We start from the raw sequence: 22,642 nt of genomic DNA on the forward strand, positions 1-22,642 counted from the left end.
GTACCGGGATGGCCGTTGCCGACCTTCTGCACGGCATCCGCGGCCAATACACGGCCGGTGTCAACCGCCCGCTGGTCCAGCTCGGTCCACTCGAAGTCTGTGGTGGTCGGCTTGGTGCTCACCCTGAGTCAGGGCTCCTCTCCACATGTCGAATCCCGGTGACTGAGGGCGCACCGGGCGCTGTCGAGCCTACCCCTGACGGAACGCTCATTTTTTCGACTGACTGCACGTTGAGACGGACACCTCCAGGGTGCCGGGGACCGGTGAAATCCGCCTCTCGGCGAACCACCCCCAACACGACCCCACCCCCGGGGATGGCGGCGTATGGGCAACGTCTACAGTGGCGTGGTACGCGCAAGTCTTTACCGGGCCTTCACGTCCGGGAACGACCCGGATCACCGGGGACTTGCTGGGAATTTTCTCTGTCAGGGGTGTGCGTGACGGCCGTCGAGTCCCGACCCGCAGGGGTCGTCTTGACTCCCAGCCCGGGGGGCCATCGGCCATTCGGGGCCCGCGTCAAGGCCTTTGTGGCGCTGACCAAGCCACGAATCATCGAACTGCTGCTCATCACCACCATTCCGGTGATGTTCCTGGCCGAACAGGGCGTTCCTCCGCTGTGGCTGGTCTTCGCGACCACACTGGGCGGATACCTCTCCGCGGGCGGCGCAAACGCCCTCAACATGTACATCGACCGGGACATCGACGCGTTGATGGACCGCACCTCGCAGCGCCCGCTGGTGACCGGCATGGTCTCGCCGCGCGAGTGCCTGGTGTTCGGCATCTCGCTGGCCGTGATCTCGACGCTGTGGTTCGGCCTCCTGGTCAACTGGCTGTCGGCGGCCCTCTCGCTCGGTGCGCTGCTCTTCTACGTCGTCGTGTACACGATGATCCTGAAGCGCCGGACCTCGCAGAACATCGTCTGGGGCGGCATCGCGGGCTGTCTGCCGGTGCTCATCGGCTGGTCCTCGGTCACCGACTCGATGTCCTGGGCGCCGATCATCCTGTTCCTCGTCATGTTCTTCTGGACGCCGCCGCACTACTGGCCGCTGTCCATGAAGGTCAAGGAGGACTACGCCCGGGTCGGCGTGCCGATGCTGCCGGTGGTCGCCTCCAACAAGGTCGTGGCCCGTCAGATCGTCCTCTACAGCTGGGTGATGGTCGCGGTCTCGCTGCTGCTCACCCCGCTCGGCTACACCGGCTGGTTCTACACCGCGGTGGCCCTGGTCTCCGGCGGCTGGTGGCTGTGGGAGGCGCACGCCCTGCAGAACCGCGCCAAGAGCGAGGCGACCGGCACCAAGCTGAAGGAGATGCGGCTGTTCCACTGGTCGATCACCTATGTGTCGCTGCTCTTCGTGGCCGTCGCGGTGGACCCGTTCCTGCGCTGACCGCAGCCGTTCGCACCGCTTGAGGGGCCGTGGCGCAAGCCACTGGCCCCTCTTCTCGCTCCCGGGGCTACCCGCTAGTAGCATCGCCGCATGGCAGACACCCAGGTTGACGCAGACACCCAGGCCGACGAGAAGCAGGCCGCCCGGGACGGGAAGCGGGCGGACCGGCTGGCCCGGCAGATCGGTTCCTTCGCCAAGGAGCACGGCGGAGCGGAGGGCCAGATCGCCTATCTCGGCGAGAAGGGCGCACGCATCGTGCTGGTCGGCGAGGACGGCGGCTGGGGCGACCTGGTGGCCCCGAGCCACGCCATCGCCCGGAGCGCCGTGGAGAAGTCCGGGATCACCGTCCACGAGGACTTCGACGGCGAGTTCGCGGCCAAGGTGAAGACCGGCCCGTACGAGTGGAGCCGGATGGCCGGCATCCAGCTCGGCGGTCCGAAGAACAGCTGAGCGGCCGGCGAGCAACACCGATCCGGGGCTCACCCGTTAGGAGGGGTACTAGCGCCGCCACCGCAGGGAGCCCCGGATGATCGACACCCCGAAGCTGGTGGACCAGTACTGCCACGGCGTGCTGCGCACCGAGCTCGGCCTCGGCACCTTCGAGACGGCGCTCGGCCGCACCGGAACCCTGCCCGCGCCCGGCACCACGTTCTTCGACACCCAGACCGGCTTCGCGGTACGCCGCTGGTGCCCCCCGCTCCTGGACCTGGAGCCGCACTGCCCGCCGGCCCGCTATCTGGCCCGCCGTCGTGAACTCGGCGTACTGGAGTCGGGCAGACGCCTGCTGAGGGGCTCCGGGATCTCCACCTATCTGGTGGACACCGGGCTGCCGGGGGACCTCACCGCCCCGCACGAGATCGCCGCGGCCGGCGCAGCCGACGCCCACGAGATCGTCCGCCTCGAACTCCTCGCCGAGCAGGTCGCCGACACCTCGGGGACCGTCGAGTCCTTCCTCGCCAACCTCGCCGAGGCCGTGCACACCGCGGCCCACTCCGCCGTCGCGTTCGCCTCGGTGTCCGGTGTGCGCGAGGGGCTCGACCCGGAGCCGCCCGGGCCGGGGGAGGTGCGCGGCGCGGCCGGGCGGTGGCTGGCGGGCCGGCGCAAGCACGGCCGCCTTGAGGACCCGGTGCTCCTGCGCCACCTGCTGTGGAGCGCGGTCGCGGCCGGGCGCCCGCTGCAACTCCAGGTGGGGATGGCCGACCCGATGTCACTCGCCGGATTCGCGACCGCGACGGCCGGGCTCGGCACCGATCTCGTCCTGCTGCACGGCTATCCGTACCACCGCCAGACCGCCCACCTGGCGAGCGTCCACCCGCATGTGTACGCCGATGTGGGGCCCGCCCTGGTGCGTACGGGGGCGCGGGCCGCGGCCGTGCTCGCGGAGATCCTGGAGCTGGCCCCGTTCGGGAAGCTGCTCTACTCCAGCGGCGCGCGCGGGCTTCCCGAGCTGCACGTGGTGGGCGCGCGGCTCTTCGCGGAGGCGCTCGGCCGGGTGCTAGGCGGCTGGGTGGGGGCCGGCGCCTGGTCGCGCGCGGACGCGCAGCGGGTCGCCGGGATGATCGCGGCGGGCAATGCCCGCCGCGTCTACGGACTTTCAGGCGCTCGCTAGGGCGGCGTCCGCCGGGGCCTGGACCTCGGCGGTCGCGTCGGGACGCTCACGCAGGGCGAGCAGGACGCGCAGCACGGCGATCCACACCAGGCACGAGCCGAACATGTGCAGGCCGACCAGGATCTCCGGCGTCTTGGTGAAGTACTGGACGTAGCCGATCACGCCCTGGCCCAGAAGCACCAGGAACAGGTCACGGGCGCGGGCGCGCGGCCCGGCCGGGGCGTCGACGGCCTTCAGGACGAACCAGAGCGCGACGGCCAGGGCCACCACGACCCAGGCGAGGTCCGCGTGCAGCTGCGTGATCATCGTCCAGTCCAGCGGAATGCGGTACACCTCGCTGGTGTCGCCCGCGTGCCGGCCGGCGCCGGTGACGATGGTGCCGACCGCGATCAGCGTGCCCGCGGCGGCCACCAGGAGCCAGGTCAGCTGCACAACTGCCTTGCCCACCAAGGGCCTTGGGGCCCCGTCGCCCTCGCGGGCGCGCTGCCAGGTCAGCACGGCCACCGCGAGCAGGGCGGTGGAGAGCAGGAAGTGCGCGGCCACCGTGTACGGGTTGAGGCCGACCAGGACGACGATGCCGCCGAGCACCGCGTTGCCCATGACGATCCAGAACTGCGCCCAGCCGAGCCGGGTCACGGAGCTCCGCATGGGCTTGGCGGCGCGGGCCGTGATGATCGCCCAGCCGACGGCCGCGCACAGCACGTACGTCAGCATGCGGTTGCCGAACTCGATGATGCCGTGGAAGCCCATCGCGTCGGTCGGCGTCAGGCTCTGGTCGGTGCACCGGGGCCAGGTCGGGCAGCCGAGCCCGGAACCGGTGAGCCGGACGGCGCCGCCGGTCACGACGATGACGACGGCCATGACGACGGCGATGAGCGCGGCGCGTTCCACGGTCCGCTGCGTGGGCGTCCAGCGCTCGGCGATGTAGGCGAGCGGATTGCGCGCCGCCTCGGCCAGATCGGCCCGGGTCCATTTCGGCATGCGCCCTATCGTAGGCGCCTGTTTGTGCATGTTTTCACGAGGGGGGCCCACCGGGGCGGACCGGGACGAAGGTCACTCCCGGCCCGGCTCGCGGCTCACTCCCAGCGGAAGAACCTCGCGGCCGCGCCGAGCCCGAGCACGGCCCACACCGCGAGGATCGCGAGGTTGCCCCACGGCATGGACGCGCCGTGCTGAAGCACGTCGCGCAGCCCGCCGGAGAGGGCCGAGATGGGCAGCGGGTTCAGCACCGACTGGACCCCGCCGGGGAACTTGTCCATCGGCACGATCACCCCGCCGGCCACGAGCAGCAGCAGGAACACCAGGTTGGCGGCGGCCAGCGTCGCCTCGGCCTTGAGCGTGCCGGCCATGAGCAGCCCGAGCCCGGAGAACGCGGCGGTACCCAGCACCAGCAGGAGCAGCACGGCGAGCGGGTTGCCGTGCGGGGACCAGCCGAGCGCGAAGGCGATCACGGTGAGCAGGACGACCTGGAGCACCTCGGTGACCAGCACGGCCAGCGTCTTGGACGTCATCAGCGCCCAGCGCGGCAGCGGCGAGGCCCCGAGCCGCTTGAGCACCCCGTACCGCCGCTCGAAGCCGGTCGCGATGGCCTGGCCCGTGAACGCGGTCGACATCACGGCGAGCGCGAGGACGCCCGGCGCCAGGAAGTCGACGGACTCGCCCTTGCCGGTGTCGATGATGTCGACGGTGGAGAACAGCACGAGCAGCAGGCTCGGGATGATCACGGTGAGCAGCAGTTGCTCCCCGTTGCGCAGCAGCATCCGCGTCTCCAGGGCGGTCTGCGCCCCGATCATCCGCCCGAGCGGAGCGGCCCCCGGCTTCGGCGCGTACGTACCGGTGCTCATGCTCGCAGCTCCTTGCCGGTCATCTCCAGGAAGACGTCCTCCAGCGTGTGGCGTTCGACCGAGATGCCGTCCGGCATCACTCCGTGCTGGGCGCACCAGGTGGTGACCGTGGCGAGGAGCTGGGGGTCGATGGTGCCGGTGATGCGGTAGGCCCCCGGGGTCAGCTCGGCCGCGGCGGTGCCGTCCGGCAGGGCCTTGAGGAGCGAGCCGAGGTCGAGGCCCGGGCGGCCGGTGAAGCGCAGGGTGTTCTCGGCGCCGCCCCGGCACAACTGCTCGGGGGAGCCCTGGGCGACGACCTTGCCCGCGTCGACGATGGCCACGTCGTCCGCGAGGGTCTCGGCCTCGTCCATGAAGTGCGTGGTGAGGACCACCGAGACGCCGTCGGCGCGCAGTTCGCGCACCAGGTCCCAGGTGGCCCGGCGGGCCTGCGGGTCGAGGCCGGCGGTCGGCTCGTCCAGGAAGACCAGTTCGGGCCGGCCGACGACGGCCATCGCCAGCGCCAGGCGCTGCTGCTGACCGCCGGAGAGCCTGCGATAGGCCGTACGCCCGCAACTGCCGAGGCCCAGGCGCTCGATGAGGGCCGGCACGTCCAGCGGGTGGGCGTGCAGCTTCGCCATGTGGCGCAGCATCTCGTCGGCGCGGGCGCCGGAGTAGACGCCGCCGGACTGGAGCATCACGCCGATGCGCGGCTTGAGCCGCGCCGCGTCGGCGACCGGGTCCAGGCCGAGGACGCGGACGGTGCCCGCGTCGGGCCGGCGGTAGCCCTCGCAGGTCTCGATGGTGGTGGTCTTGCCGGCGCCGTTGGGGCCGAGGACGGCGGTCACGGTGCCCGCGCCGACCGTGAGGTCGAGGCCGGCCACGGCGGTTTTGGGTCCGTACCGCTTGACCAGGCCGACGACCTCGACAACGGGGTGCGACCCGCTGGGTCTCCCTGAGGGGCGGTGGCCGGGAGACGGGAGGGCGGGCTCGCTCTTCATGACCGGCAAGTCTAGGCCGGGTCCTAGGTCCCTCCGGCGCGGGGGCCCGGGTCCCGGTGGTGGTGACCTTTTCGGGCGGTTGCGGGCGTTCGGTGACCGTAGCGTCGAAGGGTGATAACCCTCGCGGAGAACGTCGAACAGACCTCGGGCCAGGCCGCCCACAAGGCGCACGACCTGGGGAATCCGCCGCGCTATTTCGTCTCCGCGATGCTGGCCGGTGCCTACATCGGGGTCGGCGAGGTGTTGCTCCTCGTCGCGATCTCGCCGTTCGTCGCCGCGCACTCGGCGGCGACCCGGCTGCTCGAAGGGGCGGTCTTCCCGATCGCCCTGACGATCGTGATGTTCGCCGGGGCCCAGCTGTTCACGTCCAACGTGATGGTGATGCTGATGGGCGCGCTCTCGGGGCGTACCGGGCCGCGCGACGTGGTGGCGAGCTGGGGCCTCTCGCTGGCCGGGAACCTGGCCGGCGCCCTGGCCTTCGGTGCGATGGTCCACGCCTCCGGGGTCACCTCGTCCGGCTCGGCCCGCGCGATGCTCACCGAGATGCTGGACGCGAAGAACGCCCTGGACGGCGGCCAGCTCTTCTGGCGGGCCGTGCTCTGCAACATGCTGGTCTGCCTGGGCATCTGGATGTTCTCGCGGGCCAAGGGGGACGGCGCCAAGGTCTTCGTGCTGTGGCTGCCGGTCCTGGTGTTCGTGGCGGTGGGCTTCGAGCACTGCGTGGCGAACATGGCCCTGTTCAGCCTCGGCATCTTCGAGGGCAGCGCCTCCTTCGGGGAACTGCTGCGGAACCTGGCGTTCACCGTGCCGGGCAACATCGTCGGGGGCGGGGTGCTCGTGGCCGGGACGTACTGGTTCACCAGCGGGGCGCGCCGGGCCTGAGCGGAGCTCCCCCCTCGTACGGCCGGTACGGGTTCACCAGCGGGCCGCGTCCGGCCTGAGCGGAGCTCACCCCTCGTACGGCCGGTGCACGGGCAGCCAGCGCTCGGCGTAGGCGACCGCCTCCGCCACCGGGAACAGGCGGCAGCGGGCCCCGCCGACCGTGCCGCGCACGACGTCCTTGTCCCGGTCCCGCTCGAAGTCCGCGCCCAGCTCGTCGAAGCGGTCGCTGTCGACGTCGGTGTCCCGCACCGTCAGCCACTGGCGGCCCTGCGGGGTGCCCATCGCGAACGACACGTCCGCCATCGGCCCCGGCACCCGGTACTCCGCGAGGTGGAAGGACGTACAGGAGCCGTAGCCCGCGCCGAGGAGCAGCACCCGGGCCCCGTTCTCCTCCAGGCGGGCCAAGGGGCTGCGCTCGCCGAGCATGCAGTCGACGGCGTGGCCCTCGGTGATCCGCGACGCGCCCGGGCCGATCGCGGCGAAAGGAGTCTGCGGATGGGCGCTGCGCAGGGCACCCGGCCAGGTGCGCACGGTCTCGGGGATCACCCCGACGCCCCTGCTCGGCGTGGTCCGCGGGTCGTACGCGGGGATCGCGGCCCGGATGGGCTCCCACCACTCCTCGGGCACCGGGGGCCGCATCCAGTGCGCGGGGTCGGAATTGTCCCCGCAGTGCGTGGGGACCACGAGGGTGCCCGTTTCGCCCAGTGTGTCGAGAAAAGCCTGGACGACCGCGACGGCCCCTCCGCAGACCCAGCCGAGCGACTTCAGGGAGGAGTGCACGAGGAGCGTTTCGCCGGTCCGCACACCCAGTGCGCGCAGGTCGGCGGCGAGTGAGTCGCGGGTGCACAAAGGGCCGGTCACAGGGGGTGTGGGCATAGCAGAGGAGTGTGCCCCGGATGCGTTTCGGGGGCCATGGAATTACCGGAGGCCGCCGTCGCTCTGATCGATCAAAGATCGTTTCCGCAGGTCAGCTTAGGTTTGCCTAAGTGATGCACCGCACCGGCCGTTGATCGCGACGTGGGTTGTCAGGCTCTGAGGAATTACGCAACAATGGCGTTGTGAAAAACATCGGCGAGGCTCCCCAGGAGGAACTCGCGACCGGTGAGCGGTCCACCCGCAACCGGGTCGCGCGGTCGATCCTGGACCACGGGCCCTCGACCGCGCTGGACCTCGCGAACCGCCTCGGCCTCACCCAGGCCGCCGTCCGCCGCCACCTCGACGCGCTGGTGGCCGACGAGGTCGTCGTGCCGCGCGAACAGCGCGTCTACGGAGCGCGCACCCGTGGCCGTCCGGCCAAGGTCTTCGCGCTCACCGACTGCGGGCGGGACGCCTTCGAGCAGTCCTACGACAAGCTCGCCGTCGACGCCCTGCACTGGATCGAGCAGTCCGCGGGCGGCGGCGCGGCCGGCGAAGAGGCCGTCGCCGCGTTCGCGCGGGCCCGGGTCGAAGCTCAGGCCGGGGCCTACCGGGACGCGATCGAGGCCGTGGCACCGGACGAGCGGACCCAAGCGCTGGCCAAGGCCCTGAGCGCCGACGGGTACGCTGCTACGGCGCGCAGCGCGCCCCTTCCGCAGCGGGGTGAGCAGCTGTGCCAGCACCACTGCCCGGTCGCCCACGCCGCCGAGCGGTACCCGCAGCTGTGCGAGGCGGAGACGGAACTCTTCTCCCGCCTCCTGGGAACGCATGTGCAGCGCCTGGCGACGATCGCCCACGGCGACGGCGTCTGCACCACGTTCATCCCGCACGGCGCGCCACCACAGACCACACATCAGCAAGCATCTGCAAGCACAGCCGGGAGGAACCCCGCATGACGCTCCCCACGGAGACTGCCCACCCCGAACTTGAGGGCCTGGGTACGTACGAATTCGGCTGGGCCGACTCCGACGCGGCCGGCGCCGCTGCCAAGCGCGGACTCTCCGAGGCTGTCGTCCGCGACATCTCGCAGAAGAAGTCCGAGCCGGAGTGGATGCTGAAGCTGCGCCTCAAGGGTCTGCGCCTGTTCGACAAGAAGCCCATGCCGAACTGGGGCTCGGACCTCTCGGGCATCGACTTCGACAACATCAAGTACTTCGTGCGCTCCACGGAGAAGCAGGCGGAGTCCTGGGAGGACCTGCCCGAGGACATCAAGAACACGTACGACAAGCTCGGCATCCCCGAGGCGGAGAAGCAGCGCTTGGTGGCCGGTGTCGCGGCCCAGTACGAGTCCGAGGTCGTCTACCACCAGATCCGTGAGGACCTGGAGGAGCAGGGCGTCATCTTCCTCGACACCGACACCGCCCTGAAGGAGCACCCCGAGCTCTTCCAGGAGTACTTCGGCACGGTCATCCCGGTCGGCGACAACAAGTTCGCCTCGCTGAACAGCGCGGTGTGGTCCGGCGGCTCGTTCATCTACGTGCCCAAGGGCGTCCACGTCGACATCCCGCTCCAGGCCTACTTCCGTATCAACACGGAGAACATGGGCCAGTTCGAGCGGACGCTGATCATCGTCGACGAGGACGCGTACGTCCACTACGTCGAGGGCTGCACCGCCCCGATCTACTCCTCGGACTCGCTGCACAGCGCCGTGGTCGAGATCATCGTCAAGAAGGGCGGCCGCTGCCGCTACACGACCATCCAGAACTGGTCGAACAACGTCTACAACCTGGTCACCAAGCGCGCCGTGGCGTACGAGGGCGCGACCATGGAGTGGGTCGACGGCAACATCGGCTCCAAGGTGACGATGAAGTACCCGGCCGTCTACCTGATGGGCGAGCACGCCAAGGGCGAGACGCTCTCCATCGCCTTCGCGGGCGAGGGCCAGCACCAGGACGCCGGCTCCAAGATGGTCCACATGGCGCCGAACACCTCCTCCAACATCGTCTCCAAGTCGGTGGCGCGAGGCGGCGGCCGCACCTCCTACCGCGGTCTCGTCGAGATCGGCGAGGGTGCCCACGGCTCCAAGTCGAACGTGCTCTGCGACGCGCTGCTCGTCGACACGATCTCCCGCTCGGACACCTACCCCTACGTGGACGTCCGCGAGGACGACGTGTCCATGGGCCACGAGGCGACGGTCTCCAAGGTCTCCGAGGACCAGCTCTTCTACCTGATGAGCCGCGGTCTGACCGAGTTCGAGGCGATGGCGATGATCGTGCGCGGCTTCGTCGAGCCGATCGCCAAGGAGCTCCCCATGGAGTACGCCCTTGAGCTCAACCGGCTGATCGAGCTGCAGATGGAGGGCTCGGTCGGATAACGACCGTCCCCCGTCCGGCAGTTGAGCAGATTCTGATTCAGGAAGAGAGCACTACGACAGCCATGGCTGAGGCTCAGAACATCCCGGCCGGTTCCACCACGGCCGGCTCGATCGCGGTGGCCGCCGAGTCGACCGTCGCCACCCGCATGAGCGCCCCCCCGTCCTTCGACGTCGCGGACTTCCCGGTCCCGCACGGCCGTGAGGAGGAGTGGCGGTTCACGCCGCTGGAGCGGCTGCGCGGGCTGCACGACGGCACCGCCGTCGCCACCGGTGACGGTGTGAAGGTCGCCGTCGAGGCGCCCGAGGGCGTCCTCGTCGAGACCGTCGGGCGCGACGACGCCCGGCTCGGCAGGACGGGCACGCCGGCGGACCGCGTCGCGGCCCAGGCGTACTCGTCCTTCGACAAGGCCTCCGTCGTGACCGTCCCCAAGGACACCGTGCTCACCGAGCCGATCCGGATCGCCGTGCACGGCGAGGGCGGCGTGGCCTACGGCCACCAGGTGGTCGAGCTCGGCGCGTTCGCCGAGGCCGTCGTGGTCATCGACCACACCGGCGACGCGGTGCTCGCCGCCAACGTCGACTACGTCCTCGGTGACGGCGCCAAGCTGACCGTCGTCTCCGTGCAGGACTGGGACGACAAGGCCGTCCACGTCGCCCAGCACAACGCGCTGATCGGCCGCGACGCCACCTTCAAGTCCTTCGTGGTCACCTTCGGCGGCGACCTGGTGCGGCTGCACCCGCGGGTCGCCTACGCGGGCACCGGCGGCGAGGCCGAGCTGTTCGGCCTGTACTTCACCGACAAGGGCCAGCACCAGGAGCACCGCCTCCTGGTCGACCACAACACCCCGCACTGCAAGTCCAACGCCGTGTACAAGGGCGCCCTCCAGGGCGACGACGCGCACGCCGTGTGGATCGGTGACGTCCTCATCCAGGCCGCGGCCGAGGGCACGGACACCTACGAGATGAACCGCAACCTGGTTCTGACCGACGGCGCCCGCGTCGACTCGGTGCCGAACCTGGAGATCGAGACCGGCGAGATCGCCGGCGCCGGTCACGCGTCCGCCACCGGCCGCTTCGACGACGAGCAGCTCTTCTACCTGATGTCGCGCGGCATCCCGGCGTCCGAGGCCCGGCGCCTGGTCGTGCGCGGCTTCTTCGCGGAGCTCGTCCAGCAGATCGGTCTGCCGGACGTCGAGGAGCGCCTGCTCGCCAAGATCGAGACGGAGCTGGAGGCTTCCGTCTGATGGCCTTCGTCAAAGCCTGTGCGCTGAGCGAGCTGGAGAGCGACACCCCCAAGCGGGTGGAGATCGACGGCACGCCGGTGTCCCTCGTCAAGACCGAGGGCGAGGTGTTCGCGATCAACGACATCTGCTCGCACGCGAACGTGTCGCTCTCGGAGGGCGAGGTCGAGGACTGCGCCATCGAGTGCTGGCTGCACGGCTCCAGCTTCGACCTCCGCACCGGCAAGCCGTCCGGCCTCCCCGCGACGCGCCCCGTGCCCGTATACCCCGTACAGATCCAAGGGGACGATGTGCTCGTCTCCGTCACCCAGGAGTCCTGAGTTCCCCATGGCAACGCTTGAAATCCGCGACCTGCACGTCTCCGTCGACACCGAGAACGGTACGAAGGAGATCCTCAAGGGCGTCGACCTGACCGTGAAGCAGGGCGAGACCCACGCCATCATGGGCCCCAACGGCTCCGGCAAGTCCACCCTGGCGTACTCGCTGGCCGGTCACCCCAAGTACACGATCACCAGCGGCACCGTCACGCTCGACGGCGAGGACGTCCTGGAGATGTCCGTCGACGAGCGCGCCCGTGCCGGCGTGTTCCTCGCGATGCAGTACCCGGTCGAGGTCCCCGGTGTCTCGGTCTCCAACTTCCTGCGCACCTCGGCCACCGCGATCCGCGGCGAGGCGCCCAAGCTGCGCACCTGGGTGAAGGAGGTCAAGTCCGCGATGGAGCAGCTCCAGATGGACCCGGCCTTCGCCGAGCGCAACGTCAACGAGGGCTTTTCCGGCGGTGAGAAGAAGCGCCACGAGATCCTCCAGCTGGAGCTCCTCAAGCCGAAGATCGCGATCCTCGACGAGACCGACTCGGGCCTCGACGTCGACGCGCTGCGCCAGGTCTCCGAGGGCATCAACCGCGTCCGTGAGAACGGCGAGGTCGGCACCCTCCTGGTGACCCACTACACGCGCATCCTGCGCTACATCAAGCCCGACTACGTCCACGTCTTCGCGGCCGGCCGCATCGTCGAGTCCGGCGGCGCCGAGCTGGCCGACAAGCTTGAGGCCGAGGGCTACGCGTCGTACACGAAGGGTGGCGCTTCCGAGTGACACAGCTGCCGGGCCTCCTCACCAAGTCCGCTCTCCTGGACGAGGCGATCCGCAAGGACTTCCCCTTGCTGGACCGTGTGGTCCACGACGGGAAGAAGATCGTCTACCTCGACAGCGCCGCGACTTCGCAGAAGCCGCGCCAGGTGCTCGACGCGCTCAACGAGTACTACGAGCAGCACAACGCCAATGTGCACCGCGGCGTGTACCTGGTCGCCGAGGAGGCCACGGCGCTGTACGAGGGCGCCCGTGACAAGGTCGCCCGGTTCATCAACGCGCCGAGCCGCGACGAGGTCATCTTCACCAAGAACGCCTCGGAGTCGCTCAACCTCGTTGCCAACATGCTGGGTTGGGCCGACGAGCCCTACCGCGTGGACAGCGAGACCGAGATCGTCATCACGGAGATGGAGCACCACTCCAACATCGTTCCGTGGCAGCTGCTCTCGCAGCGCACCGGCGCGAAGCTGAAGTGGTTCGGCCTGACCGACGACGGCCGGCTCGACCTGTCGAACATCAACGAGATCATCACCGAGAAGACGAAGATCGTCTCCTTCACGCTGGTCTCCAACCTGCTCGGCACCCACAACCCGGTCGAGGCGATCGTCCGCCGTGCGCAGCAGGTCGGCGCGCTGGTCTGCATCGACGCCTCGCAGGCCGCCCCGCACATGCCGCTGGACGTGCAGGCGCTCCAGGCCGACTTCGTGGCCTTCACCGGCCACAAGATGTGCGGCCCGACCGGCATCGGCGTCCTGTGGGGCCGCCAGGAGCTCCTGGAGGACCTGCCGCCGTTCCTGGGTGGCGGCGAGATGATCGAGACGGTCTCGATGCACTCCTCCACCTACGCTCCGGCGCCGCACAAGTTCGAGGCGGGCACGCCCCCGATCGCGCAGGCCGTGGGCCTGGGCGCGGCCGTGGACTACCTGTCGTCGATCGGCATGGACAAGATCGCCGCGCATGAGCACGCGATCACGGAGTACGCGGTCCAGCGCCTCCTTGAGGTGCCCGACCTGCGGATCATCGGCCCCACCACGGCCGAGGACCGCGGCGCGGCGATCTCCTTCACGCTCGGTGACATCCACCCGCACGACGTGGGCCAGGTCCTCGACGAGGAGGGCATCGCGGTCCGCGTCGGCCACCACTGCGCGCGCCCGGTCTGCCTGCGCTACGGAATTCCCGCGACCACGCGAGCGTCTTTCTATCTGTACTCCACGCCCGCCGAGGTCGACGCCCTGGTGGACGGTCTGGAGCACGTACGAAACTTCTTCGGCTAGGGGTTGAGCGACGTGTTGTGCTTTCCCGGGGGACACCCCCCGGACCCCCGGCCCGTAGGGCACGTCACGCAAGGGACGCGAGGACGCGAGGTAATTCGCTGTGAAGCTTGATTCGATGTACCAGGACGTCATCCTGGACCACTACAAGCACCCGCACGGCCGGGGCTTGCGGGACGGTGACGCCGAGGTGCACCACGTGAACCCGACGTGCGGCGACGAGATCACCCTGCGGGTGAAGTACGACGGTTCGCGCATCGAGGACGTCTCGTACGAGGGCCAGGGCTGCTCCATCAGCCAGGCCAGCGCCTCGGTCCTGAACGACCTCCTGGTCGGCAAGGACCTGGCCGAGGCGCAGCGGATCCAGGAGACCTTCCTGGAGCTGATGCAGTCGAAGGGCCAGCTGGAGCCCGACGACGCGATGGAGGAGGTCCTGGAGGACGCGGTGGCCTTCGCCGGCGTCTCCAAGTACCCCGCCCGCGTCAAGTGTGCTCTGCTGAGCTGGATGGCGTGGAAGGACGCGACGGCCCAGGCTCTGGGTGACGTCGCCGAAAGGAAGACGGCATGACCGAGAACGCACAGGCGGCGATCAAGCCGGCGACCGAAGAAGAGATCCGCGAGGCGCTGTACGACGTCGTCGACCCCGAGCTGGGCATCGACGTCGTCAACCTCGGCCTGATCTACGGCATCCACATCGACGACTCCAACGTCGTCACGCTGGACATGACCCTGACGTCGGCGGCCTGCCCGCTGACCGATGTGATCGAGGACCAGGCGAAGTCCGCGACCGACGGCATCGCCAGCGAACTGAAGATCAACTGGGTCTGGATGCCGCCGTGGGGCCCCGACAAGATCACCGACGACGGCCGCGAGCAGCTGCGCGCCCTGGGCTTCAACGTCTGAGCCCCCGTTGTCGAGCGAGGCCCCCGGCACCGATGGTGCCGGGGGCCTCGTCGTGTCACGGGGCGACCCCGGCGAGGCGGCGTTTCGGGAGGTCCGCCGCGTCCCGGAGGGCGTGGGGAGTGCGTGTGCGCCCGCTCACCGGCTGGTGCAGACTGCGGATGTGGCCGTTTCCCTGTATCACCTTGCCGTCGATGCCCATGATCTGCCTGCCCTTGCCCGCTTCTGGTGTCAAGTCCTGGACTGGAAGGTCCTGTTCGAGGATCCGGAGGAGATCGTCATCGGCGCGGACGAGACAGCGTATCCGGGGATGTGTTTCCTGCCGGTGCCCGAGCGCAAGAGCGTCAAGAACCGGCTGCACCTCGACCTCAACCCCGATGACCACGCCGCCGAGGTCGAGCGGATCATCGGGCTCGGGGCGCGGCGGGTGGACGTGGGGCAGGGGCCGGACGTGACCTTCACGGTGCTCGCGGACCCCGAGGGGAACGAGTTCTGCGTGCTGCGGCCCAAGCGGAGTCTGATCGACTGACGTTCGCCCGCTGTACCCGTGGCGGACGCCCGCCATTGGCGGGGTGACCGGAACCTACTCGTCGACACCCCCGCCGACGAGAGGCCACCCCCGTGCCGCACCGCCCATCGCCCCGCCGTGCCAGGATCGTCGTGGCCGCGTCCGGCGTTCTCACGCTGGCCGTTCTGAGCCCCAACCCCCTTGCGCACGCCGCGAGTTACGGTACGCCGACCATCGCGCTCTCGGCCTCCTACCTGTCGGGGGCCGTCGGCTCCAGCGGCGACCCCGTGGTGGACGTGACCGTCGCGCAGAGCGGGGCCGACGCCTCGGCGCTCACCGTGGCCGCCTCCGCCAGCAGCAAGAGCTCGGTGGCCGGGACCGGGGACGTCAGTGTCACCGGGAGCGGCGGCAGTCGCCGGCTCGCCGTGTCCGCGCACGCGCAGGGCTACACGGACCTCACCATCAAGGTCACCGGGCTCGGCGGCAAGACCGCCACCAAGACGCTGCACTACGCCGCATCGGCCGCCGTGCGGAACGCCGCCGACACCCGCTACTTCACCGGCTCCAGCGACGCCTCGGCGGCCGTGGACGTGGGCGGCGGGTATGCCGTCGTGGCCGACGACGAGTCCAACACGCTGCGTCTGTACGACCGTTCGGCCTCCGGCGCACCCGTGAAGACCTGGGACTTCAGCTCCAAGCTCGGCGTCTCCAAGGAGATCGACATCGAGGGCGCGGCCCGCGTCGGCAACACCGTCTACTGGACCGGCTCGCTCGGCAACAACAAGGACGGCGAGTACAAGGCCGACCGCAACACCGTCTTCACCACCACCGTCACCGGCTCGGGCGCCACCACCCAGCTCGCGCTCGGCGGCTCCTACAAGAAGCTGCGGGACGACCTCGTGGCCTGGGACCACTCCAACGGGGACCGTTTCGGGTTCGCGGCCGCCACCGCGGCCGGCCAGGTGCCCAAGCAGATCGACGGGTTCAACGTGGAGGGCCTGGAGTTCGCGCCGGGCTCCACCAGCACCGCCTACATCGGCTTCCGGGCGCCCCTCGTGCCGCCGGCGAACGGCGGCAAGGCGCTCATCGTGCCCGTCACCAACTTCGACAAGGTGCTGGGCAGCGGTGCCAAGCCGGTGTTCGGCGCCCCCATCCAGCTGGACCTCGGCGGGCTCAGCATCCGCGACATCCGCAAGAACGCCGCCGACCAGTATCTGATCGTCGCCGGCTCGTGGGCCGCCGACGACAACTCCGACCCGTACGCGGTCTACTCCTGGGACGGCGTCGCCGGGCACGCCCCCGTCAAGCGGGCCGACCTGCCGACCAGCGACCCGGGCGGCTGGGAGGCCGTGGTGGACGTGCCGGACCTGAACCAGACCGGGGCCAGGGCGCAGTTCATCACCGACGACGGATCCGCCGACCTCTACGGCGACGGCACCGAGGCCAAGGACCTCTCCCACGCCGAGTGGAAGAAGTCCCGGGCCACCTGGTTCACCGTGACCGGCTGAGTGGCCGGCTGAGCCGGCGGCCGAATGGACGGCCGAATGGACGGCCGAGCGGGCGGCCGAGCGGGCGGCCGTCGCTACCGGGCGTCCGCCGGGCCGGTCGGTACCGGCGGGACCCCGGCCGCCTCGACCAGCGAGGGGGCCAGGTTCTCCCGGCGGATGCGCTGGTCGATGTAGAGGAGGCCGGCGCCGAGCTGCGGCAGCGTGGCCGACAGGAACTGGCTGATCACCGTGCCGATCAGATAGAGCACCACCATGATGACGACGGCGGCGACCTTGGCGCCGTCCGAGCCGTCGGCCATGGTCAGCGGCATGGCCGCGAACACCCCGCCGTAGGTGAAGGGCAGTTGGACGAACCAGCCGACGGCCCCGCTGATCATGCCGATCAGCATCAGGATGCCGAAGGTGCGCCACCAGGCGTCCTTCACCAGGCGGGCCGAGCGCCGCAGCGCCTCGACGGGCCTCTGGTTCTCCAGGACCGCCGCCGCCGGAGCGAAGGCGAAGCGCACCCACAGCCAGATGCCGACCGGGACCAGGCCGAAGAAGCCCACGATGAACAGCACGAGGAGCGCGACCGGCGGGGCGTGGTGACCGGAGCCCGAGCTCGCCAGGACCGTCGTCACCACCAGGGCGACGAACACGAACGACGCGACCAGCGAGGCCCCCATCTGGATCACCAGGGTGCCGAGCACCGCCGGGAACCGGGACCAGGCCCTGCGCCACACCGCGCCGAAGGTGCTGCGGCGCCCCAGTACCGCGTCCTGGAGCACCGCGGGGACCGCCGCGTACATCAGCGCCAGCGACAGCGTCCACACCGTCATCGACACGACGAAGAGGACCGCCCCGGCGATCACCAGCGGCGCCACGTCGGAGCGCGCCGGCTCCACGCCGTAGTCGTGGTGGAAGACGGGGTCGAAGTGGTCGTACACGGCGGAGACCGCGATCGCGACCGCCCCGCCGAACAGCAGCGCCGCCAGCCCGTAGGCCACGAGGGCCATGCCGAAGAGCTGCTTCCAGTGGCGGCCGAGGGCGTTGAAGGAGCCGCTCAGCATGTCGCCGACGCTCAGCGGCCGGAGCGGGATCACGCCCGGCTTCGGCGGCGGAGGCATCCAGCCACCGCCCCAGCCCGGCCCCCACCCCGGCGGCGGGCCCGGCGGTCCGCCCTGGGCGCCCGGGCCCCACCCCATGTCCTGCGACACCACAACCTCGCACTTCCCGTACGTCTCCGTACGTCCCGTCCCCTGATCGATCGTCCTACGGTAGTCTCGCGCGACCTGCGGGTACGGTCAGGGGCATGCTCTGTGACCAGGCCGCGACCACCGTCGTCGGAACAACGGCCGCCGGCCCGCGCGAGGGCCGCTGATGGGCCGCCGCTACGACCCCGACCGGCGCCGGCGGATCATCGAAGCGGCGATCCGGGTCGTCGCCGCGCGCGGCATCGCCGGGCTCAGCCACCGCACGGTCGCGGCCGAGGCCGATGTGCCGCTGGGGTCGACGACGTACCACTTCAAGACGCTGGACGAGCTGCTCGTCGCGGCGCTGCGGCAGGCCAACGAGGGCTTCGCCACCGCGGTGCGCGACTGCGTGCGGCTCGACGAACCCGGCGCGGACCTGGCCGTCGAGCTGGCCCGGCTGATGGGCGAGTGGCTCACCGGCGACCGGGCCCGTGCCGAGCTGGAGTACGAGCTCTACCTTGCCGCCCTGCGCCGCCCCGCGCTGCGGCCCGTCGCCGCCGAGTGGGCCGACTCCGTCGCCGAACTGCTGGCGCGGCACACCGACCCGGTCACCGCGCGCGGGCTCGTCGCCGTGATGGACGGCATCTGCCTCCAGGTCCTGCTCACCGGCGGCCCGTACGACGAGTCCCAGGCCCGCGACCTGCTCGCGCGGCTGCTGCGGTAACACCGAGGGGGCGGCGCTCCGGAGGAAGAGGCCCGGGCACGCGGTCGCGCCGGGCTCGGGTCACGCGAGTGCGCGGTCGCGCCGGACGCGGGTCACACGAGTGCGCGGTCACGCCGGGCTCGGGTCACGCGAGTGCGCGGTCACGCCGGACGCGTGAGCTGGTCGCAGCGCGATGTGTACGGGCGTACGCATCCAGCGATATCCTGGTGCGCATGCCCTACGTCCTGCTCGCCTGTGCCATCGGCTCGGAGATCGTCGCCACGTCCGCGCTGAAGTACAGCGAGGGCTTCACGCGGCTGTGGCCCTCGCTGATCACCGGTGCCGGCTACCTGCTCGCCTTCTACCTGCTGTCGCTGACGCTGAAGTCGATGTCCGTGGGCACCGCGTACGCGATCTGGTCCGGAGTGGGCACGGCCGTCATCGCGGCCATCGGCATGGTGTTCATGGGCGAGGCGATGACCGCCGCCAAGCTCGCCGGGATCGCGTTCGTCATCGGAGGCGTGGTCCTGCTCAACCTCGGCGGCGCGGCTCACTGAGCCCGGCTCGCTGGGTCCGGCCCCGCCGAGTGCCGCCCACAGGGCCTGGCCCGGATCCGGCCCGCTGAGCGCGGGCTCAGGCGTCCGCCGCCCGCCGCACCGCGGTGAGTGCGGCCCGCACGCTCTCCTCGATGTCGGTGATCGGATAGATCGCCTCGATCACCGTACGGTCCCGGTCGACCACCAGCGTCAGCCGCTTGAGCCGGCTCACCCCGGCCGTGCGGAAGGTCGGCAGCCGCAGTGCCGCCGTCAGGCCGAGGTCCGCGTCCGAGAGCAGCGGGAAGCGCAGGGCCTCCTTGTCCGCGAACGCCCTCTGTTCGTCGGGGCGTTGGGTCGACACCCCGTGCACGCTCGCGCCCGCCGCCGTGAACCGCGCCAGCTGGTCCCGGTAGGTGCAGGACTCCAGGGTGCAGCCGCGCGCGCCGGGGATCCCGGCCCAGCCCGGCGGGTACGACTCGGCGCGGGCGTAGGCGCCGGGGAAGCAGTACAGCACCGTGTACGGCGTCGAGGGCGCGACAGGATCCCTCAACTCTCCGTTGAAATCCGGCAGTTGAAGCTCCGGCAGGCGAGTGCCGACCAGCTCCCGCACCCGTTCCGTCTCGCCCGACGCCTCCGTCGAGGTGGCCATCGTCTCTCCCTCTCCCAGCACCCAGGTGTCTCCCCAGTCCTGGAGTGCGATCAGTACGGGCAGCAGGGCGCGACCGCGCGGGGTGAGCCGGTACTCGTACCGCACCGGGCGCTCCTGATACGGCTCGCGCACCAGCACCCCGCACTCCACGAGCAGCTTCAGGCGTTCGGCGAGAACCTTGCGGGACATGCCGAGCTCCCGCTGGAGCGCGTCGAAGCGGTGCACCCCGCGTGCCGTGTCACGCACGATCAGCAGGGTCCACCAGTCGCCCACCACGTCCAGGGCCTGGGCGATGGCGCAGTGCTCGTCGTCGAGTCGGGTGCGTTGAGGCATGCCCCCATCCTTTCGCGCCCACCCGGCGGGCCGAACTCGGCCCGGCGGACCGGACTCGGCCCGCCGGGCAACCCCGTTGACCTGCGGGGACCATGCTGCCATAGTCAGTTCCCATAAGGAACCCACTCGGAGGGTTCCGGCCGGAGGGCTCCTTGAGGTTCCGGCTGAAGGCAAGGACTGGACCGGACTGGACCGGACGCACGACAACCGGTTCAGGAATCGAGCTCGGGGGGCGGGCGGAGTGAACACACTGCGCGCAGTGCCAAGAAGCGTGCGACTGCTGTGCTGCGGCATCTTCTTCAACGCGGTCGTCAGCTTCACCTTCATCTATCTCTTCGTCTGGCTGACGGGCCCGCGCGGACTCACCGTCGCCCAGGCCGGGCTGCTCAGCGGCATCGGCGGCGTCGGCCTGGTGGCCGGGAACTTCAGCGGCGGCTGGTTCGGCGACGCCTACGGCCACCGGCGCGCACTGCTCGCGGGCGCCGCCGTCAGCGGGGGAGTCCTGTGTGTCGTCCCGCTGCTGCCGACCGCCGCGCTCTACGGGGCGCTGCCGCTCGCCCAGTACGCGGCCGGCGTGGTCAGATCCGCCAACTCCGCGCTGATCGCGGTCAGCGTCGCCGAGGGCAGCCGCCGCCAGGGCTTCGCCGTCATGCGCTTCGCGAGCAACGCCGGGTTCACCATCGGTCCGCCGCTCGGGGCGCTGGTCGCCGCCCGGTTCTCCTACGGCTGGCTCTTCGTCGCCGACGGCATCGCGACCCTGCTCTTCGCGGGGTACGCGGCGCGGGTGCTGCCCGGCCACCGTGCCGCGCAGGCTCCCCGGCCGCGGCTCGCCGCCGGGGGGCCGGGGCTGTGGGCCGAACTGCGGGCGCGACCCGCCGTCCTGGTGCTCCTCGCGGCGATCGTCTGCGTCGACCTCGTCTACCGCCAGCAGTACTCGACCCTGCCCGTCTTCCTCGGCGACCACGGCTTCGACGCCGGGGCGTACGGCTGGCTCATCGCCGTCAACGGCGGCGTCATCCTCTGCCTGGAACTGCCCGCCGCGCACGCCCTGCGCAAGCGCGCCCCGCTGTCGGTGATCGGTGCCGGCCTGCTCCTGGTCGGGCTCGGATACCTGGCCCTGGTACCCGGCGCCTCGCTCGGCGCGGCCGTCGCCCTGATGGTGTCGCTGACCCTCGGGGAGATCCTCTACAAGACCACCGCCACCGCCTACGTCGCCGACCAGGCGCCCGGCCACGCCCAGGGCCGGTTCCAGAGCCTGTACGCGGGTGCCTCCATCAGCGGCCAGGTGCTTGCGCCGCCGCTCGGCGGTGCGCTCTACACCGCAGCGCCCGGGCTGCTCTGGCCGCTGTGCGCCGTGCTCGCCGCCCTCGCGGGCCTGGCCGTGCTGGGGGCGCGGCGGCTGCCCGGCGGGGCCGCCGGGCGGGACACGGGCCCGTCACTTGAGACCGGTTCGCCCCGGCGGGCGGTGGCCGGTTAGGTTTTGGGTCATGACCGACACGACTGCTACTGCTACGACCGGCGCCGCGGCCGCCGGACTCGCCACCATCGCCGCCGACGGCACCATCCTGGACACCTGGTTCCCCGCCCCCGAGCTCGTGGCCGTCGCCGAGCCCGGCCCGGCCGGCACCGAGCGCCTCTCCGCCGAGCGCGCCGCCGAACTCCTGGGCGCGGGTGCGCTCAAGGCCGTCGGCGTCGACGAGCGCCGCGGGGTCGAGGTCGTCGCCGTCCGTACGGTCATCGCCTCCCTGGAGGACAAGCCGCTCGACGCGCACGACGCCTACCTGCGGCTCCACCTCCTCTCGCACCGGCTCGTCAAGCCGCACGGCCAGAACCTGGACGGCCTGTTCGGGCTGCTCGCGAACGTCGCCTGGACCTCGCTCGGTCCGGTCGCCGTCGACGACCTGGAGACCGTCCGCCTCAACGCCCGCGCCGAGGGGCTGCACCTCCAGGTGACGTCCGTCGACAAGTTCCCGCGCATGACGGACTACGTCGCACCCAAGGGCGTACGCATCGCCGACGCGGACCGGGTACGCCTCGGGGCGCACCTCGCCGAGGGCACCACCGTGATGCACGAGGGCTTCGTGAACTTCAACGCGGGCACGCTCGGCACGTCCATGGTCGAGGGCCGCATCTCGGCCGGCGTCGTCGTCGGCGACGGCTCCGACATCGGCGGCGGCGCGTCCACGATGGGCACGCTGTCCGGCGGCGGCAACGTCCGCATCGTCATCGGTGAGCGGTGCCTGGTGGGGGCCGAGGCGGGCGTGGGGATCGCGCTCGGCGACGAGTGCGTCGTGGAGGCGGGGCTCTACGTCACCGCCGGGACCCGGGTCACCATGCCCGACGGGCAGATCGTCAAGGCGCGCGAGCTGTCGGGTGCGTCCAACATCCTGTTCCGGCGGAACTCGGTCACGGGGGCGGTCGAGGCTCGGCCGAACAACGCGGTGTGGGGCGGCCTGAACGAGGTGCTGCACGCCCACAACTAGCCGGGGTCGCCCGGAAGCCCGGGGTCACCGGGGCTCTGCCCCGGACCCCGGGGGGTTTGCCCACCCTCCCGCCCGTTGCTCGGGGTTGGTGGGTTCCGGGCCCCTGGGGCTCTGCCCCAGACCCCGGGCACTTTGCCCACCCTCCCGCCCGTGACTCGGGGTTGAGGGGTTCGGGCCCTGGGGCTGTGCCCCAGACCCCCTTCGAGGGGCTGCGCCCCTCGGACCCCCGCAGGGGCTGCGCCCCCTGCACCCCCGGTTCGGGGCTCCGCCCCGGACCCCGTATCGCGCCTTAAGGGCGCTCGTCCTCAAACGCCGGACGGGCTGAA

The 22,642-nt window shown here is 70.8% G+C and carries 26 protein-coding genes; 19 read left to right on the top strand and 7 right to left on the bottom strand.

The window, feature by feature from the left end:
• A partial coding sequence (locus ACFYNP_RS38050; RefSeq protein WP_388792046.1) for a hypothetical protein occupies window positions 1–122 on the bottom strand: 122 nt, incomplete at its 3' end.
• A 309-nt stretch (window positions 123–431) separates the two neighbouring features.
• On the opposite strand from ACFYNP_RS38050, the gene ACFYNP_RS38055 reads away from it, so the two are divergent.
• The 3 genes from ACFYNP_RS38055 (at window position 432) to ACFYNP_RS38065 (ending at window position 2,994) form a co-directional block, all read left to right on the top strand.
• Window positions 432–1,385, top strand: coding sequence for a heme o synthase (locus ACFYNP_RS38055; RefSeq protein ID WP_388415526.1), 954 nt, complete (start codon window positions 432–434; stop codon window positions 1,383–1,385).
• A 90-nt stretch (window positions 1,386–1,475) separates the two neighbouring features.
• Window positions 1,476–1,835, top strand: a complete 360-nt coding sequence (locus ACFYNP_RS38060) for a hypothetical protein (RefSeq protein WP_388415529.1) — start codon at window positions 1,476–1,478, stop codon at window positions 1,833–1,835.
• Window positions 1,836–1,911: 76 nt separating this feature from the next.
• Window positions 1,912–2,994, top strand: a complete 1,083-nt coding sequence (locus ACFYNP_RS38065; RefSeq protein ID WP_388792026.1) for an amidohydrolase — start codon at window positions 1,912–1,914, stop codon at window positions 2,992–2,994.
• Here ACFYNP_RS38065 and ACFYNP_RS38070 read toward each other — a convergent pair.
• From ACFYNP_RS38070 to ACFYNP_RS38080, 3 genes are all read right to left on the bottom strand, one after another.
• Window positions 2,980–3,984: a heme A synthase gene (locus ACFYNP_RS38070; protein WP_388792048.1), complete on the bottom strand. Its 1,005-nt coding sequence runs from the start codon at window positions 3,982–3,984 to the stop codon at window positions 2,980–2,982. The genes ACFYNP_RS38065 and ACFYNP_RS38070 overlap by 15 nt on opposite strands.
• Window positions 3,985–4,070: 86 nt before the next feature.
• Entirely contained in the window at window positions 4,071–4,838 is a 768-nt protein-coding gene (locus tag ACFYNP_RS38075) for an ABC transporter permease (protein WP_388792028.1), read from the bottom strand.
• Window positions 4,835–5,815, bottom strand: a complete 981-nt coding sequence (locus tag ACFYNP_RS38080) for an ABC transporter ATP-binding protein (RefSeq protein WP_388415537.1) — start codon at window positions 5,813–5,815, stop codon at window positions 4,835–4,837. The genes ACFYNP_RS38075 and ACFYNP_RS38080 overlap by 4 nt, the downstream gene beginning before the upstream one ends.
• A gap of 111 nt (window positions 5,816–5,926) precedes the next feature.
• Between ACFYNP_RS38080 and ACFYNP_RS38085 the strand changes: the two genes are divergently transcribed.
• Entirely contained in the window at window positions 5,927–6,697 is a 771-nt protein-coding gene (locus ACFYNP_RS38085; RefSeq protein WP_388415540.1) for a formate/nitrite transporter family protein, read from the top strand.
• Between the two features lie 66 nt (window positions 6,698–6,763).
• Here the strand turns inward: ACFYNP_RS38085 and ACFYNP_RS38090 are convergent, their stop codons facing one another.
• Window positions 6,764–7,573: an aminoglycoside N(3)-acetyltransferase gene (locus tag ACFYNP_RS38090; protein ID WP_388792030.1), complete on the bottom strand. Its 810-nt coding sequence runs from the start codon at window positions 7,571–7,573 to the stop codon at window positions 6,764–6,766.
• 182 nt (window positions 7,574–7,755) lie between these two features.
• Between ACFYNP_RS38090 and ACFYNP_RS38095 the strand changes: the two genes are divergently transcribed.
• From ACFYNP_RS38095 to ACFYNP_RS38140, 10 genes are all read left to right on the top strand, one after another.
• Window positions 7,756–8,508 carry a helix-turn-helix transcriptional regulator gene (locus tag ACFYNP_RS38095; RefSeq protein ID WP_388415545.1) on the top strand — a complete coding sequence of 251 codons (753 nt, stop codon included), beginning with the start codon at window positions 7,756–7,758 and terminating at the stop codon, window positions 8,506–8,508.
• A complete protein-coding gene (gene sufB / locus ACFYNP_RS38100) occupies window positions 8,505–9,926 on the top strand; it encodes a Fe-S cluster assembly protein SufB (RefSeq protein WP_100574417.1) in 1,422 nt (473 codons plus the stop codon). Before ACFYNP_RS38095 ends, sufB begins: the two co-directional genes overlap by 4 nt.
• Window positions 9,927–9,988: 62 nt before the next feature.
• Window positions 9,989–11,170, top strand: coding sequence for a Fe-S cluster assembly protein SufD (gene sufD, locus ACFYNP_RS38105; RefSeq protein WP_388792032.1), 1,182 nt, complete (start codon window positions 9,989–9,991; stop codon window positions 11,168–11,170).
• A complete protein-coding gene (locus ACFYNP_RS38110; RefSeq protein WP_100574415.1) occupies window positions 11,170–11,487 on the top strand; it encodes a bifunctional 3-phenylpropionate/cinnamic acid dioxygenase ferredoxin subunit in 318 nt (105 codons plus the stop codon). The genes sufD and ACFYNP_RS38110 overlap by 1 nt, the downstream gene beginning before the upstream one ends.
• A 7-nt stretch (window positions 11,488–11,494) precedes the next feature.
• The gene (gene sufC / locus ACFYNP_RS38115) at window positions 11,495–12,259 is read left to right on the top strand and encodes a Fe-S cluster assembly ATPase SufC (protein ID WP_100574414.1); all 765 of its coding nucleotides are present in this window, start codon (window positions 11,495–11,497) and stop codon (window positions 12,257–12,259) included.
• Entirely contained in the window at window positions 12,256–13,527 is a 1,272-nt protein-coding gene (locus ACFYNP_RS38120; RefSeq protein WP_388415551.1) for a cysteine desulfurase, read from the top strand. The genes sufC and ACFYNP_RS38120 overlap by 4 nt, the downstream gene beginning before the upstream one ends.
• Before the next feature lie 100 nt (window positions 13,528–13,627).
• Window positions 13,628–14,092, top strand: a complete 465-nt coding sequence (sufU, locus tag ACFYNP_RS38125; RefSeq protein WP_161247501.1) for a Fe-S cluster assembly sulfur transfer protein SufU — start codon at window positions 13,628–13,630, stop codon at window positions 14,090–14,092.
• Complete coding sequence (locus tag ACFYNP_RS38130) at window positions 14,089–14,427, top strand: metal-sulfur cluster assembly factor (protein ID WP_100574411.1); 339 nt, start codon at window positions 14,089–14,091, stop codon at window positions 14,425–14,427. The genes sufU and ACFYNP_RS38130 overlap by 4 nt, the downstream gene beginning before the upstream one ends.
• A gap of 160 nt (window positions 14,428–14,587) precedes the next feature.
• A complete protein-coding gene (locus ACFYNP_RS38135; RefSeq protein WP_388415556.1) occupies window positions 14,588–14,953 on the top strand; it encodes a VOC family protein in 366 nt (121 codons plus the stop codon).
• Window positions 14,954–15,045: 92 nt separating this feature from the next.
• The gene (locus tag ACFYNP_RS38140) at window positions 15,046–16,440 is read left to right on the top strand and encodes a hypothetical protein (protein ID WP_388792034.1); all 1,395 of its coding nucleotides are present in this window, start codon (window positions 15,046–15,048) and stop codon (window positions 16,438–16,440) included.
• Between the two features lie 74 nt (window positions 16,441–16,514).
• On the opposite strand, the gene ACFYNP_RS38145 is transcribed toward ACFYNP_RS38140, so the two are convergent.
• Window positions 16,515–17,489 (bottom strand): hypothetical protein, encoded by a 975-nt coding sequence (locus ACFYNP_RS38145; RefSeq protein WP_388792036.1) that lies wholly within the window; start codon window positions 17,487–17,489, stop codon window positions 16,515–16,517.
• Here ACFYNP_RS38145 and ACFYNP_RS38150 point away from each other — a divergent pair.
• From ACFYNP_RS38150 to ACFYNP_RS38160, 3 genes are all read left to right on the top strand, one after another.
• Window positions 17,488–17,682, top strand: a complete 195-nt coding sequence (locus ACFYNP_RS38150; protein WP_388415561.1) for a hypothetical protein — start codon at window positions 17,488–17,490, stop codon at window positions 17,680–17,682. The two genes, ACFYNP_RS38145 and ACFYNP_RS38150, sit on opposite strands and share 2 nt — an antisense overlap.
• A gap of 117 nt (window positions 17,683–17,799) precedes the next feature.
• Window positions 17,800–18,336 carry a TetR/AcrR family transcriptional regulator gene (locus ACFYNP_RS38155; protein ID WP_388792038.1) on the top strand — a complete coding sequence of 179 codons (537 nt, stop codon included), beginning with the start codon at window positions 17,800–17,802 and terminating at the stop codon, window positions 18,334–18,336.
• A gap of 212 nt (window positions 18,337–18,548) precedes the next feature.
• Complete coding sequence (locus tag ACFYNP_RS38160) at window positions 18,549–18,872, top strand: DMT family transporter (protein WP_388792040.1); 324 nt, start codon at window positions 18,549–18,551, stop codon at window positions 18,870–18,872.
• 76 nt (window positions 18,873–18,948) lie between these two features.
• On the opposite strand, the gene ACFYNP_RS38165 is transcribed toward ACFYNP_RS38160, so the two are convergent.
• On the bottom strand, window positions 18,949–19,833 hold the full coding sequence (locus ACFYNP_RS38165; RefSeq protein WP_388792042.1) for a winged helix-turn-helix transcriptional regulator: 885 nt from the start codon (window positions 19,831–19,833) through the stop codon (window positions 18,949–18,951).
• A gap of 241 nt (window positions 19,834–20,074) precedes the next feature.
• On the opposite strand from ACFYNP_RS38165, the gene ACFYNP_RS38170 reads away from it, so the two are divergent.
• On the top strand, window positions 20,075–21,310 hold the full coding sequence (locus tag ACFYNP_RS38170; protein ID WP_388792044.1) for an MFS transporter: 1,236 nt from the start codon (window positions 20,075–20,077) through the stop codon (window positions 21,308–21,310).
• Between the two features lie 10 nt (window positions 21,311–21,320).
• On the top strand, window positions 21,321–22,316 hold the full coding sequence (gene dapD, locus ACFYNP_RS38175) for a 2,3,4,5-tetrahydropyridine-2,6-dicarboxylate N-succinyltransferase (protein ID WP_100574403.1): 996 nt from the start codon (window positions 21,321–21,323) through the stop codon (window positions 22,314–22,316).
• Window positions 22,317–22,642: the final 326 nt, after the last annotated feature.

This window comes from Streptomyces sp. NPDC006691 (assembly GCF_042869955.1).
GTDB lineage: Bacteria > Actinomycetota > Actinomycetes > Streptomycetales > Streptomycetaceae > Streptomyces.

What these genes read in the sequence shown, in the direction of transcription:
- ACFYNP_RS38060 (WP_388415529.1), top strand. Translation starts at nt 1,476, where the DNA reads ATGGCAGACACCCAGGTTGACGCAGACACCCAGGCCGACGAGAAGCAG.
- ACFYNP_RS38065 (WP_388792026.1), top strand. Translation starts at nt 1,912, where the DNA reads ATGATCGACACCCCGAAGCTGGTGGACCAGTACTGCCACGGCGTGCTG.
- ACFYNP_RS38075 (WP_388792028.1), bottom strand. Translation starts at nt 4,838, where the DNA reads ATGAGCACCGGTACGTACGCGCCGAAGCCGGGGGCCGCTCCGCTCGGG.
- ACFYNP_RS38080 (WP_388415537.1), bottom strand. Translation starts at nt 5,815, where the DNA reads ATGAAGAGCGAGCCCGCCCTCCCGTCTCCCGGCCACCGCCCCTCAGGG.
- ACFYNP_RS38090 (WP_388792030.1), bottom strand. Translation starts at nt 7,573, where the DNA reads ATGCCCACACCCCCTGTGACCGGCCCTTTGTGCACCCGCGACTCACTC.
- sufB (WP_100574417.1), top strand. Translation starts at nt 8,505, where the DNA reads ATGACGCTCCCCACGGAGACTGCCCACCCCGAACTTGAGGGCCTGGGT.
- sufD (WP_388792032.1), top strand. Translation starts at nt 9,989, where the DNA reads ATGGCTGAGGCTCAGAACATCCCGGCCGGTTCCACCACGGCCGGCTCG.
- ACFYNP_RS38110 (WP_100574415.1), top strand. Translation starts at nt 11,170, where the DNA reads ATGGCCTTCGTCAAAGCCTGTGCGCTGAGCGAGCTGGAGAGCGACACC.
- sufC (WP_100574414.1), top strand. Translation starts at nt 11,495, where the DNA reads ATGGCAACGCTTGAAATCCGCGACCTGCACGTCTCCGTCGACACCGAG.
- ACFYNP_RS38130 (WP_100574411.1), top strand. Translation starts at nt 14,089, where the DNA reads ATGACCGAGAACGCACAGGCGGCGATCAAGCCGGCGACCGAAGAAGAG.
- ACFYNP_RS38150 (WP_388415561.1), top strand. Translation starts at nt 17,488, where the DNA reads ATGTCGCCGACGCTCAGCGGCCGGAGCGGGATCACGCCCGGCTTCGGC.
- ACFYNP_RS38145 (WP_388792036.1), bottom strand. Translation starts at nt 17,489, where the DNA reads ATGCTGAGCGGCTCCTTCAACGCCCTCGGCCGCCACTGGAAGCAGCTC.
- ACFYNP_RS38155 (WP_388792038.1), top strand. Translation starts at nt 17,800, where the DNA reads ATGGGCCGCCGCTACGACCCCGACCGGCGCCGGCGGATCATCGAAGCG.
- ACFYNP_RS38160 (WP_388792040.1), top strand. Translation starts at nt 18,549, where the DNA reads ATGCCCTACGTCCTGCTCGCCTGTGCCATCGGCTCGGAGATCGTCGCC.
- ACFYNP_RS38165 (WP_388792042.1), bottom strand. Translation starts at nt 19,833, where the DNA reads ATGCCTCAACGCACCCGACTCGACGACGAGCACTGCGCCATCGCCCAG.
- dapD (WP_100574403.1), top strand. Translation starts at nt 21,321, where the DNA reads ATGACCGACACGACTGCTACTGCTACGACCGGCGCCGCGGCCGCCGGA.